Annotated in this window: 12 protein-coding genes; 4 read left to right on the top strand and 8 right to left on the bottom strand. The window is 41.7% G+C overall.

Annotated features, from left to right (window positions below):
• Window positions 1–115: 115 nt before the first annotated feature.
• From ACTWQL_RS18105 to ACTWQL_RS18095, 3 genes are all read right to left on the bottom strand, one after another.
• Window positions 116–1,063, bottom strand: coding sequence for a hypothetical protein (locus ACTWQL_RS18105; RefSeq protein ID WP_443143835.1), 948 nt, complete (start codon window positions 1,061–1,063; stop codon window positions 116–118).
• Window positions 1,064–1,147: 84 nt separating this feature from the next.
• Window positions 1,148–2,026, bottom strand: coding sequence for a patatin-like phospholipase family protein (locus ACTWQL_RS18100; protein ID WP_443143834.1), 879 nt, complete (start codon window positions 2,024–2,026; stop codon window positions 1,148–1,150).
• Between the two features lie 189 nt (window positions 2,027–2,215).
• Window positions 2,216–2,407 carry a hypothetical protein gene (locus ACTWQL_RS18095; protein WP_443143833.1) on the bottom strand — a complete coding sequence of 64 codons (192 nt, stop codon included), beginning with the start codon at window positions 2,405–2,407 and terminating at the stop codon, window positions 2,216–2,218.
• A gap of 141 nt (window positions 2,408–2,548) precedes the next feature.
• On the opposite strand from ACTWQL_RS18095, the gene ACTWQL_RS18090 reads away from it, so the two are divergent.
• Together ACTWQL_RS18090 and ACTWQL_RS18085 are read left to right on the top strand one after the other, a co-directional pair.
• Window positions 2,549–2,845 carry a DUF3784 domain-containing protein gene (locus ACTWQL_RS18090; protein WP_443143832.1) on the top strand — a complete coding sequence of 99 codons (297 nt, stop codon included), beginning with the start codon at window positions 2,549–2,551 and terminating at the stop codon, window positions 2,843–2,845.
• A gap of 103 nt (window positions 2,846–2,948) precedes the next feature.
• Window positions 2,949–3,125 carry a hypothetical protein gene (locus tag ACTWQL_RS18085; protein ID WP_443143831.1) on the top strand — a complete coding sequence of 59 codons (177 nt, stop codon included), beginning with the start codon at window positions 2,949–2,951 and terminating at the stop codon, window positions 3,123–3,125.
• A gap of 593 nt (window positions 3,126–3,718) precedes the next feature.
• Here ACTWQL_RS18085 and ACTWQL_RS18080 read toward each other — a convergent pair.
• Window positions 3,719–4,708: a zinc-binding dehydrogenase gene (locus ACTWQL_RS18080; protein ID WP_443143830.1), complete on the bottom strand. Its 990-nt coding sequence runs from the start codon at window positions 4,706–4,708 to the stop codon at window positions 3,719–3,721.
• Window positions 4,709–4,833: 125 nt separating this feature from the next.
• On the opposite strand from ACTWQL_RS18080, the gene ACTWQL_RS18075 reads away from it, so the two are divergent.
• On the top strand, window positions 4,834–5,298 hold the full coding sequence (locus ACTWQL_RS18075) for a GNAT family N-acetyltransferase (protein ID WP_443143829.1): 465 nt from the start codon (window positions 4,834–4,836) through the stop codon (window positions 5,296–5,298).
• A gap of 80 nt (window positions 5,299–5,378) precedes the next feature.
• A complete protein-coding gene (gene yfkAB / locus ACTWQL_RS18070; protein ID WP_443143828.1) occupies window positions 5,379–6,512 on the top strand; it encodes a radical SAM/CxCxxxxC motif protein YfkAB in 1,134 nt (377 codons plus the stop codon).
• 178 nt (window positions 6,513–6,690) lie between these two features.
• Here yfkAB and ACTWQL_RS18065 read toward each other — a convergent pair whose 3' ends face one another.
• From ACTWQL_RS18065 to ACTWQL_RS18050, 4 genes are all read right to left on the bottom strand, one after another.
• The gene (locus ACTWQL_RS18065) at window positions 6,691–7,125 is read right to left on the bottom strand and encodes a GNAT family N-acetyltransferase (protein ID WP_443143827.1); all 435 of its coding nucleotides are present in this window, start codon (window positions 7,123–7,125) and stop codon (window positions 6,691–6,693) included.
• A gap of 2 nt (window positions 7,126–7,127) precedes the next feature.
• Complete coding sequence (locus ACTWQL_RS18060) at window positions 7,128–8,108, bottom strand: S66 family peptidase (RefSeq protein WP_443143826.1); 981 nt, start codon at window positions 8,106–8,108, stop codon at window positions 7,128–7,130.
• A 122-nt stretch (window positions 8,109–8,230) separates the two neighbouring features.
• A complete protein-coding gene (locus ACTWQL_RS18055) occupies window positions 8,231–10,636 on the bottom strand; it encodes an immune inhibitor A domain-containing protein (RefSeq protein WP_443143825.1) in 2,406 nt (801 codons plus the stop codon).
• Between the two features lie 321 nt (window positions 10,637–10,957).
• Entirely contained in the window at window positions 10,958–13,354 is a 2,397-nt protein-coding gene (locus ACTWQL_RS18050; RefSeq protein ID WP_443143824.1) for an immune inhibitor A domain-containing protein, read from the bottom strand.
• Between the last annotated feature and the right edge of the window lie 254 nt (window positions 13,355–13,608).

The raw sequence follows: 13,608 nt of genomic DNA, 5'->3' as shown, positions 1-13,608 counted from the left end.
ATGCTTCCTCCTATTATGTACTACCTCTATTCTTATCAATTCCTCTCATGATGTCAATGAATGGGTTTTGAAAAATAAAAACCCCCTTACAATCAGGAGGCTTTACAAGATATGTTCACGTTATTGTTGGTGTTGTGGTAGTTAATGTTTCTTCTGTTTTTTCAATTTCGTCCTCTTCAATCTGATCTAAATGCTGTTCGTCAAATTGCCATTTCTTTTGGTTCGCAAGATATTTCAAGCCCGTTCTGAATGTCGAGAATGTTTCAGCATCAATCGTGACACCAGAGCGTACGATTTCTTGTACGAGTCTTGATGAAAAACCGACATAAATGATTTCTACACCCATCAAAGATAACGCCTTCGTAATCTGTTCAATCTGGTGAGCCAGATCATCCATTTGGAACTCTCCGTTTTCCGGAATGACTGCCCCTGTAAAGTCACAAACAATCGATTCAGCATTTTGATCAGGAACGTTATTCAATAGCTTCTGCCTCAATATTTCAAAACGTTCATTGGTAAGCATTCCGACAATCGGTACCAAAATGGTGTTAGGTACAATTGATGGAATGATCGGTACAGATAAGTCTGCTATCAGTTGCTTGTCCTTCCTCATAGTCTTCTCGAAATCATTCACCTTGGTTTCGAAGTTTTGGACCATTGCCCGGACATACTCAAATCCGGCTTTATCAATTATAAGCTCTACCTTACGGAGAATGTGAAACAGCTCTTTGCTTGTTAACGATTCCTCATCCAATTGGTTTTCAATGATGGTCCAAATCTGATTTTTAAAAATCTGAAAGCGTTTAAATGAATGTTCAAATGGTTTTTTTTCTTGAAGTGAATTCTCACTGGATTTCTCTGCCCATTCTTTCATCAAAACGTTTGTTTTTGTTGTATCTTCCGCTGTTAATCCATTTGCAACAAACTCTGCGAGCAAAACATGATCATTGGTCACTTGTTCGTTCAAATGAAGTCCTGTTTGTTCTGTGAAAATCGTGCGGGTCTTCTCGGCTATGACTTCTTTTTCAGCTAGAATTTTTTCGGCAAGTACTGTGGTTTTCATTTCCAACCCCCTCGAGAAAATGTTTAACATATTCCCATACCCTTATTTCGACGAATTAAACATTATTTTTTAAATTTTATGGAGTCAACTTGTTATCTCCATCGTTATTTCACTTGTAGCTACCCATTTTTTCAATCCATTGAAATGTTTAGCGGCATCCTGATAACCCTGGTCATAAAGCATAGTGAGTTTGACTGGATTTCTTTCGATCCGGCTCACTTTCAGTGGTTCAGTCGGACGGATGACATATACATCACCAGTCTTTTCTTTTTCTTTTATATAAGCCATCGTTTCATTGTAGACCTGAAATCTTTTCTCCATTTTGTTGACAAGCCCTTCATATGTCGGATAGAACTTCCTAGTCAACCAGTTCATTCGTGATTGCTGTTTAATATAACCATCATTCCGCGTAAGGATCAATATATTCTTCTTGTTTCCGTCTAGTTCTGATTTTCGTATCGGAATCGGGTCCGATATCCCTCCATCCATCAAGCAGCGGTTCTCCATTTCGATGACCGGTGCCATGAATGGCAATGAGCTTGAAGCTCGCAGGATCGGCAAAATTTGATCCTTGTATTCTGATTTCTCAAAATAGACCGGTTCTCCCGTTATACAATCTGTGGTTCCGATGACGAATCGTTCCTTTGCCTCATGGAATTTGTCGTAGTCGAACGGTACAAGCTTATTCGGGATTTCATCAAAGATCAGGTCCATACCGAATAACTGACGTTTCTTCCATAAATTTTTCAATGAAATATATTCAGGATGATTCGAAAAACCGATAGTAACCTTCTTATTACGCCCAAATTGGCGGGACAGATAAGAAGCAGCATTACATGCACCGGCAGATACACCGATCACATATGGGAGATAGAAATCTTGTTCCATAAAATATTCCAAGACACCAGCAGTATAAACACCGCGCATGCCTCCACCTTCTAATACTAGCCCTGTTTGGTCCATTTCAATTCAACACCCCTTGTACCACGTATCTCACTTTAGTTTATCAAAATACAAAGCATACCGCAGGGAAAATATGTATATCAGTATAAAATAGATGGAGGCAAACGAAAAGCCAAACGACTCACAATATACAACCCATTTTTAAGGTGCTGAATGTGAGTGTTTGGCTAAATTTCTATTTCCCATTGATTATGTTGGTGGAGGTTCACTTCCCTCCCCGCTTGTATGACGATGTTGTGTTTCATTCATTTTGGCTTGAGATGGTCGTTCCTGGTGTTCACGTGAGTTTAAATGGAGATCAGCTTTCTTTTTATTCGTATACTCATAGTAGATCGCAACGATCAGGACAATTAAAAGCGGAATCAGAACCATCATCCACATCACCTGACACCTCCTTTACTCCTTTCATACCCTTTCTTGCATGTTGATAACCTACAGGTCGGTTTGTTTCGGAAAATCGTTTACACCATGCACATCCTTATGTAAAGTAGTAAACAGATAACGTTAAAGGGTGGTCAAAGAATGGTTACAAAACAACTCGTTGCGGTTTTTTTAATTGGGGGCAGCCTGTTTCTGCTAGGAGCAGGATTTTGGTTGAAAAAATCCATATTCCTTATCAAACATTATGATGAAAGCTCAGTCACGGATAAAAAAGGATTGGCAAAAGCGGCTGGACTGTATGTGATGGCCATCGGAGTGATGATTTTCCTGGCAGCTCTCCTGGCACAATTGATCGGGATCTATTCATGGATCATCTTAGGTATTTTGATCTCATTATCTTCCGTCTTGATGTTGCGCATCATGACCAAATACGTATAAACACAAAACGATGAGCACTTTCTTGTTCATCGTTTTTTAGCATCAAATGTGGTAATTTCTGTTATAATCAAGAGAAGGAAATATACTTTAGGGGGAAAAATTGATGGCACTTGCTACAGGTATTTTTGGTCTACTTAATATTCTTTTCATAATCAGTCTATTTGGGTTAGGTATTTATGCGTTGGTCACTTTCATCAAATTCATGAAACAGAAACAAGCAAGTGACCATGAGTTGAATGAAAAGCTTTCCCTTCTTATTGAGGAGATTCGATCAAAATAGCATATAAGATAAATCCTCCAAATGTTATCATTCAGTACAACTCAACGCAAAATTACAAGGACTGAATGTGCGTTTCTACAAAAATTTGAAACCACCTACAAAAACAAGATACTATCTACAAAACAACAAAATTCCTCTGATTCAAAACGTGGCGAAGTACGAAAAAACCTCCTCCGATTTCGGAAGAGGTTTTCTCTTAGGGTTTAGGGGTTAGGGGGATAAAAGGTTGTTAGTATAAGGATACCCCGTCCATAACTTTTTAAACTTAAAAAAACAAAAATTTTATAGTTTTTTTTGACTAGTATTTAAAACAGATTCTAGTTCTTTCGTAACATTTATGTAATATTCGTAATAAACCTGAAACCTGTTCGTGGTTTATTCGTCTATATAGACAAATAAACTTTTTAAAGGGGTAGATTACATATGAACACATTCATGGATCTTTTTCGTCCGTTACTTGCTGGAACTATCGCTGTCCTTGCTTTTATCTTTGTTGCCCTTTCATTCTGGAATTCTCTTTCGTAGTAGACGGCCTATATAAAGAGAGGATTGCACGTGACCCTTGGTGGCTCACTTGCAATCCTTTTTCATGTTCAAATTGTGAATCCTATTTTTCCGAACTGTTTCGCGTCTTCCAATCTTTTGAACGCTTCGTGTGCCTCATCTAATGAAAATGTTCGATCCATTACAGGTTTGATATTGTATTTCTTGATAAAAGTGAGCATTTCTTTGAATTCTTCATGGCTCCCCATTGTAGACCCTAGTAAATTGTATTGACCGTAAAAGAAATTGCGGATGTTGATCGTTATCTCATCTCCAGCAGAGGCCCCAAATGTGACAACGGTGCCACCCGGTTTTACTTGATCAAGCGATTTTGGGAACGTTGCAGCACCTACACTCTCAATCACCAGATCGGCTTTTTCACCATTCATCGCTTCAATCCAGTCTGATTCACTGTCTATGGCGTCATCTGCCCCAAGTTTTAAAGCCTGGTTCCGCTTTTCTTCACTTCTGGAAGTGACAGTGACTTTCGCCCCGACTGCTTTTGCATATTGTAAAATGAACGTGATGACACCACTTCCGACTCCTGGGAGCAACAGATGGTCCCCTTCTTGGAGGTTTCCTCTCGTAAAGAGCGCTCGGTAAGCCGTTAAAGCTGCTAGCGGCAATACCCCTGCTTCTTCCCAGCTCAGATGTTCAGGCTTAGGCTCTACCTGATTTGATGGAACAGCAACTTCTTCAGCAAACGTCCCATTCGAAGGATAGCCTAGAATACCGAATCCCTCTGGCGGGGCTGGTGAATTTTTCTGCCAACCAAGGCCAGGGTTTATGACAACTTCATCTCCTACGGAAACGCCGGTCACACTTGAACCGATTTCCATTACGATTCCTGCTCCATCTGACCCGACCACAAAAGGTCCTTCATCTTCTCCGTGTCGATGTAGGACGAACAGATCCCGATGATTCAAGCCTGCCGCCTTCAACTGGACTTTCACCTCGTCATCTTTTAAAACGGGAGACTCGAATGACTGTACTTTCATACCTTCCATGCCTTTTGGATTCGTATGTACGATCGCTTTCATTCCATATCCTCCTCCTTTTTTCATTATTATTACACAATTCAACCGCGTTACACGAATAAGACGCTTCAGCATCTCCTCTCTAATTCACACAATATGGTAATATGGTGTGAAAGGAGGTTGTCGCCATGATTCGATTTCAACAAATGACAAATCAGGAGTTTCAAGCCTTTCGCGACCGTTCACTCAATGAGTATATCGACAACATGAGCAAGAATTACGATATGCCGATCGAGAAGGCAACTGAAAATGCAACGAAACAATTCGAAGAGTTATTAAAGGATGGATTAAATACGGAAAATCAATATATCCTTCATGTCGTAGATGATGAGACAAATGAAAATGTCGGGATGATCTGGTATAACTACAAAGAACAGGAGCGACAGATCTTCATCTATGAAATTTGGATGGATCCAGATAAGCGGAGGATGGGTTATGGAACTCAAACATTAGATGAACTGCATAATAAAGCGAAGGATTTAGGAGCAAATAATGTCGGGCTACACGTATTCGGTCAAAATAACGGTGCTATTGCACTTTACAAAAAACTCGGTTATGAAGAAAACAGTATCGTCATGTCAAAGAAATTATAAGAATATTGCGCAACCGCCATTTCTGAAAAATATTCATGGTATAGTGGGTAGAGAATTACCTCATCAAAGGAGTTCTTTTCATGATAAAAGAAACATCTTCACCAAGAATCACACCGGAAAATGATCCATGGGAGGCTTATCTGGATGTCACTGAACACGGACAGATGGTGTTGAGCAATATCGAATTCACGACAACAACGATCTGTAACATGCGTTGTGAACATTGCGCAGTAGGCTATACATTGCAGCCGAAAGACCCGGATGCACTTCCAGTCGATTTGATGCTACGTCGTCTTGAAGAAATCCCTCACCTTCGTTCGATCAGCATTACGGGCGGCGAACCAATGCTCTCCATGAAATCTGTTAAAAATCATGTCGTTCCATTACTCCGTTATGCGCATGAAAGAGGTGTCAGGACCCAGATCAATTCGAATCTTACACTTGATTTGAAACGCTATGAACTAATTACACATTATTTAGATGTTCTACATATTTCTCACAACTATGGTTCGATTGAGGATTTTAACGAAATCGGATTTGCAATGATGGAGAAAAAACCTACTGATACCCAACGGGAGAAGTACTTCCATCGGATGATAGAAAATGCGAAAGCTCTCACAAGTGAAGGGGTGATTGTCTCTGCGGAAACAATGCTGAACAAACGGACTTTGCCCCATCTCGAAGCGATTCATGAACAGATTGTTGCCATGGGCTGTCAGAGACATGAAGTCCACCCTATGTACCCTAGTGATTTCGCGAGCGGCTTAGAGCCTGCGACGCTCCCTGAGATTCGTGAAGGCATCCATCGATTGCTGGATTCTCGCGACCGTAACACGTGGATGCTGTTCGGAACCCTCCCTTTTTACGCGTGTAGTGATAAGGAAGAGGACTTGCTTCTTCTGAGACGGTTATACAACGAAAAGAATGTCACTATCAGGAATGACCCCGACGGACGCTCCCGTCTGAATGTCAACATTTTCGACGGAAGTGTGATCGTCACTGATTTTGGCGATGCACCTCCACTCGGAAATATTCAGTGGGATCGCTTACAAGATATGTATGACCGATGGATGAAAAGCAGGTTGGCTCAAACCGTCAATTGCTACTGCCCAGCCGTCCAATGCCTCGGGCCTAACATTCTTGTAAAAAACGCATATTATCCAGAAGAAGACTTCACATTGAAAAAATCAAATATTAGTAAAACCAATGGCTGAAAAACCATTTTCCTACATTTAGAGGACACCAGAGACCTTATCGGGCTGATAACCCTATGTTGTATAAAATTAGAGGACATGAGAGACCTTATCTGCTGTAATACGGAGAAATCCACCCGTGTTTCAGGCAAATAACGGAACTGATGTCCTCTAATTCGTAAAAAGTATTCTCTCATAGTCACAAGTGCTTCTCAAGGATGATTTTCGGTTCACCGCTTTTATCAGTGAATGTTCCGATGATATCAAATCCGTTTTTGATATTCAGAATCAACATGCTCCGCCACTTGTTTTTCGTATGTGTCCGGATCGTCTGATACCCGTTCGTCCGACACCAGTCATGTTGACGGATGAGAAGTTCCTCGCCTACACCTTTACCTCTATGATCAGGATGGACTCCCCCTAACCAGCTGTAAAAATGATTTGCCTTCCGTTCGTACCCGATTTTATACCCGATAGGTGTTCCCTTGTCATAAGCTGCTAACATGCAGAAACGGTGCTTTGTCTGCAGTTCTTCGAGAAAGCCTTTTGTCGAGCTGAACACCAGATTGTGTAACGCACATATTTGATCAAGTGTTTTTTCCTCAGGCATACTGGTTAAAATCCGAATGTCCATGATTAGTGCTCCAGTATTTCGATTTTAGACTCTTGGCCGTTTGCTATGATTCTAGCTTTCCCACCGATCGGGAAAATCGAGACTGGTTGCGTATGGCCGAAGTTGACATTCGATATAATCGGAATTCTTTTCAGCTCGGCTTTACGTTCGATGATAAGGCGCAGCGTTTCATCTGAAATGTCAGATTGCGGCTGGAACCTGCCAATGACGAGAGCTTTGATCTTATCCGCATCAGGTAAGTGCAGCAATGACTGCAAATCACGATCGAAAATCAGATCCTCAGTCAAGTAATCATCTTCAATGAAAAGAATCTTATCTTTTAGAGAAGGCATGTACTCCGTTCCCTGCAAAAGGTTCAACGTACAAAGGTTTCCGCCAATGATTGTCCCTTCCGCTTCACCCTCCTGCAGCACATCAAATGGACCTTGCTCATTGAACGTACGATTCTCCTGATCTCTAAACCAGGGATCATCACTCCAATAATCTGCTGGATAGATCTCATACGGCGCTTCTGCAAACAAACACTTTTTGAATAGATCTTCCGTATACTCTAGACCTTTTTTCATTCCGAATGTTGAAAAATGCGGACCCGAATAGGTGACCAGATCGGATTGTGTATAGATTGCCGTTCCTAGTGCAGTGATATCAGAGTATCCACAAAGGTTTTTCGGATTGTTACGGATCAAATCATAATCCAAATAACGGAGGATTTGGTTCACATTATAACCACCAAGGAATGTCAGGATCGCTTTCACATTTGAATCCTGGAAAGCATCATGGAGATCCTCCACTCTTGATTGGATGCTTGATGATGTGAATTCATCTGATTCATTGACATGCTTCCCTAACGTGACGCGCAGCCCCATTTCTTCTAATCTCTCAATGGAATGTCGTGCGTTTTCCTTCTGGTTGATCCTCATGCTGGTAGAAGGGGCAACCACCCTCACCTCATCGCCAGCCTGTAGTTTGTTTGGAATTCTCATAGCCTCTCTCACTCCCCCTCCCATGTAATATTTTCCTATCATACCAGATTGGTAGAAAAAAGGAAGTGATAAATAAGAAAAACCAGCCTCGAATTCCCCGAGACTGGTTTTATTCACTAGTTTTACTTGTGGATCAATACTTTTCCGACTGTTCCATCTTCACTTTGTCCGACAACACGGAACTTCAATCCGTAGTTAGGTACATTACGTCCAGCGTCTACTAATCCTGGGTTCAGGTAGTTTTGGCTGTCATCGAATAAAGGGTTACGTTTTGTATGATTGTCTTTCATTGTGATACCTAAAAGATCTGTGTAATCAAGGAACATTTTTCCGCTCTTATTCAAGCTAAATGCAGCATCATGGATTTGATAGCGCGTCGATCCCACTGCTCCATCGCTCCAATAGTTGGTGTGTTGGTCTGCATCAACGACTCCGACAAACCCTTCGCCAGGATGGTCACCTGTCCAGTTTTCGCTGTATTGCTTATCAACATACCAGACGACCAATCCATCATCGTAAGTCATCAGGCTTGCTCCACGTCGGATATTTGTCAAACCTTCATCCACCCTGTTGTGGCTGCGCCATTCTAACAAGTAGTAGTGATCAGAACGCTTGATTCCATCATTTATTGTGAAGCCATCAAGATTAACTTTTGGCTCTGCTTCAGCATCATCGAACAATACTTCTTCTCCATCTACTACGATTGAAAGATCATCAGCATATAAACCAGGATTCGATACGGCTGCATCGGTTACATACTCAATGGCTACTTCAACTTTTTCCCCAACATAGCCAGTTAGGTCAAACGAAGCATCGATCCAACCATCGGAAAAACCAGTGATACCATTGCCCAAGTTACTTCCATGTGGATTAGCATTAGTTGTAATATCACTTGGAATCGGCTCTCCATCAACGGTTACATAAGCATAATCCCAATCTACTTCAATGTCATACCATGCTTTGAAATTGAACTGTGCAGAATTTGCGTTTGTAAGGTCTACTGAAGCGCTTAGTACATTGTGCAAGTTATCAGCACTTCCAGAGAAATACTCAGACTCCCCACTAGCAGGTTCATTGATGATGGTCTCTTTTTGTGGAAGAGTAACTTTGACAACGTCATTGTTCGTACCTTTCGTTACCGCTTCATCAAGCAGAACTTCCACACCGTTATTATTTACATCCATTACATCTAATTCAGTACCAGTTTGCCAGTTTCCTTGAGTACCTTGGTTGTCCACAACTGCTGATGCTTGAAGCATTTCCTTCATATAAGGGCTGAATCCTGTCGGCATCGTTCCAGGAATATCTCCTGCCCAGCTTCCACTAGCCATGATTGACCAGTAAGCTACAGCTTCACCAGCACCAGTATATTGAGTGTCATACTCATCCGGAAGACCCAGATCATGTCCGAATTCGTGGGCCATAACTCCGACTGCACCATCTTCAGGCTCGATTGTATAATCATACGCATACATGGTACCTACTCCCCAATAATCAACTTCTGGTTCAGGGGCTCCAGGAATCGGGAAGATACCGCCTAGGTTCCAACGGTGTGACCAAATTGCATCAGATCCGAGAGACCCTCCACCTGCTTCTTCACCTACACCAGAGTGGATAATCATCAAATGGTCGACAAGACCGTCTGCCTCAAGATAGTTTCCATCCCCATCTAGGTCATAACGATCCCATTGGTCATAGTCTGCTAGATTCACATTCGGATCTGCAGCTGCTGCAGCCAATGCTTCTTTAACTAAGCCTCGAGCATCTTTATCGTTACCGTCCGGAGCAGGAACATTTGCTCCATAATCTGCTGCATTTCCACTAGCTGTGTACCACCCAGCAACATCACCTTCTACAGAGTAGCTTCCACCTGACTGCTGCTCATAATATTGTTTCATAGACACATAGGTTTTTCCGTCTGGACCAGTCCAACCACCTGTACCGAAGAGCATGTCTTGATAATGTTCACGAGAATAGGCATCGTCACCATCATAGTACATGTCTGTCTCATCAGCTGTCATCGAATTATGTGGTTTGTCTGGATAGTCAATCAATATCGCCAAAACTTTATCCGTTCTCATTTCCCCATTCCAGGCCTCTTCTTCTACACCATCCACTTTATTCTTTTTTGCTTGTCCTAATTTATTACCTTTTCCGGATGTTAACCCGTTGTTTTTCATTTCTTTTTCCAATTTCGCTTTAGATTCCTGTGCTTCATCATGAAGTTCACCTTCATCATGTGCATGCTCAGCATTTGCAGATCGTTTTTTCAAATACTTTTTAAGAGCTTTCTCTGCTTCGGATGCAGTTGCATCTTTAGAGATCTTCCCCTCTTTTTTCAGCATTTCGATCAACTTTTCATCATTTGCAATACCGAGATCGATCGGTGCTCCTGCATAAGACTTTGAAATGCTTTCTTTGATATGCTCAGCTTCTGCATGCTGAGGTGATGAAAATGCACCGTATGTAAGCGTACTGATCCCCATCATGACTGCTAGTGCCGTTGAAACCACCTTACTCTTCTTCACGTAACACCCTCCCTAAACTAGTAAATTATTTATATCTTGTAATACTTTTACAATAATACCAAAGTAGTAGAATTTTGTAAATATTATGAATAATTTTCCGCAAAAGTAGTTATTTTTCGACAGGTTTCATGCGGAAATCCTCAAAGTTTCCAAGATAGTCAGGACTTTTTACTGTAGGAAATTAATCATGAATTTTTTCAATCAGTACTTATACGCCCTTTGTATCGATAAGTCTTCATTCAGAGATAAAAAATCCCGAATGATGGGCTGTTTTAAAATCCATCATTCGGGATTCAATATATTTCCTAAAGGTTGACGTCCTTACTTATAAATACCTACTTTACCGACTGTTCCGTCTTCGCTATCTGCAAGAACACGGAATTTCAATCCGTAAGTAGGAACGTTACGTCCTGCGTCTGGAAGTACTGGAGACATGTATTTGCTAGAGTCATCAAAAACTGGCTTTCTTTCTGTTGCATAGTCCTTCATCGTGATACCTAACGTATCGCTGTAATCAAGGAACATATCTTCAGTCTTACCTAATCCGAATGCTGCATCGTGCATTTGGTAACGAGTAGCGCCTAAAGTTCCATCGCTCCAACGGTTCACAACTTGATCCCCATCGACTACTCCTAGGAATCCTTCACCAGGATGGACTCCCGTCCAGTTGTTATCGTAAGAATCATCAACATACCATACGACTAGCCCTGAATCGAATTTCATCAAGCTGTTTCCACGTCGGATATGAGCAAGCCCTTCATCGACACCGTTGTGTGATCTCCATTCAAGCAGGTAATAGTGGCTTGAAGTGAACGTACCTGTATCCTTTTTGAACCCATGTAAATCAAATGCTGATTCTGCTTCTGCACCATCAGATAGGACTTCACTTCCGTCAGCTGTCACTTTGACATTATCCACATATAAACCATCAAGGTTCGTGCCCCAGTCCGTCATATAACGGAACTGCATAAGCACTTTTTGTCCTGCATATTCACTCAAATCAACCGACTCATGCAACCATCCATTACTTGAACCAGTGTATCCAGGAAGATTCTCTTTGATCGCTGGATAACCATCTGAAACGATATCAGATGAAGTGTTTGGTGTTGAAAGTGAGTTCCAAGTTTCCCCACCATCAGTGGATACTTGCACCATTCCGAAGTCCCAATTGGATTCGATGTTATACCATACATCGTAGTCTAATGTTGCATTCGTTGCATTCGTTAGATCTACTTCTGTCACCATGTTATGGTCGATTTCATCCCCTGTACCGCCATGGTACTCATATTCACCACTCGCAGGAGTATTGACGACCGTAACCTTGTCTGGCAGATCCACACGCACTGCATCATTGTTTGTACCTTTTGTTACGGCTTCATCAAGCAACACTTCAGTGCCTGAGCTTGTCACGTCATCAGCATGGATTGTGGTACCAGTCAACCAGTTGCTGCCAGGCATTGAAGAATGTAAGAATTCTTTAGCCCATGCGCTGAATCCAGTCGGTTCTGTTCCAGGAATGTCACCAGCCCAGCTTCCGCTTGACATGATTGACCAATAAGAAACCGGCTCTCCTGCACCTGAATAGATCGTGTCGTATTCATCTGGAAGCCCTAAGTCATGACCGTATTCATGGGCGAATACACCAGCGGCGCCATCCGCAGGTTCGATTGTGTAATCGTAAGCTGCCATTGCTCCGCCCCAGTATGGAACTTCCGCTTCAGTGCCTGGGAGCGCTGTGACTCCACCCAAATTCCAACGGTGTGACCAGATCGCATCTCCACCTAGTTGTCCACCACCTGCTTCTTCACCAACAGAAGAGTGGACAATCATCAAGTGGTCGATCAAACCATCTGGCTCACGGTATTCACCATCACCATCAAGGTCATAACGATCTTCCTGGTCATACTGGCTCAAATCAAGGTTTGGATCTGCTGCTGCTGCCATAAGTGCTTCTTTTACAAGTCCACGAGCGTCGGTATCGTTATCACTATCATTGTTTCCACCATAGGCTGCAGCTGGTTTAGAGGCTTGATACCATCCTGCAACTTCACCTTCGATCGAATAGCTTCCCCCTGATTGCTCCTCATAATATTGTTTGACAGAGACAAGTTTTTCACCATTCGGTCCAGTGTAACCATCGTCACTGAACAGCATATCCGTGTAATGCTCTTTTGTATAATCCTCATAATACATGTCAGTACTTTCAGGAATGATTTCCTCCGCAGGGAAATCTGGATATTCAATTAACAGAGCTAGAACTTTATCTGTACGTGTTCCACCGTTCCAATCTTCTTCCTCAACTCCATCAACAATTTCACCTTTTGACTTTCCTTTTTTATTCCCTTTGCCCGACATCAATCCGTTACTTTCCATTTGTGATTTTAGTTGTTCTTTAGATTCTTTGGCTTCTTCTTCAAGCTCTCCGCCATGCGAATGTTTTACATTCCCTGCTCTTTCTTTCAAATATTTCTTCAATGCTTTTTCTGCTTCCGCAGGTGTCGCATTCTTTGAAATCTTGCCGCTTTCTTTCAGCATTTCTATTAATCTCTCATCATTTGCAATCCCGAGATCAATCGGTGCTCCTGCATAAGATTTTGAAACGCTTTCTTTGATATGCTCAGCTTCTGCGTGCTGAGGTGATGAAAATGCACCGTATGTAAGCGTACTGATCCCCATCATGACTGCTAGTGCCGTGGATGCTATCTTCTTCTTTTTCACCTGGTAATGCCCTCCCCTAAACTATTAAAATATAATATTCTAATACTTTTGTAGTAATAGTATCAATCTGACGAAAAATTGTAAATATTATGTTTAATAATAAAGAAAAAGGGGAAAATAGACATATTTTTGTATAATATTGAAAAATAATGAAGTATATGGTGGTAAAAAATACCTTTACTACTTGAATTAAATGGGAATTTCGCACTGATTAACACCATTATTTTCGGATAGAGAATGGGCATACCTGAAAA

It is taken from the genome of Pseudalkalibacillus sp. R45, assembly GCF_052246725.1.
Lineage (GTDB): Bacteria > Bacillota > Bacilli > Bacillales > Fictibacillaceae > Pseudalkalibacillus.
The sequence above is the reverse complement of the archived record's forward strand: the minus strand, read 5'-3'. Positions and strand labels throughout refer to the sequence as shown.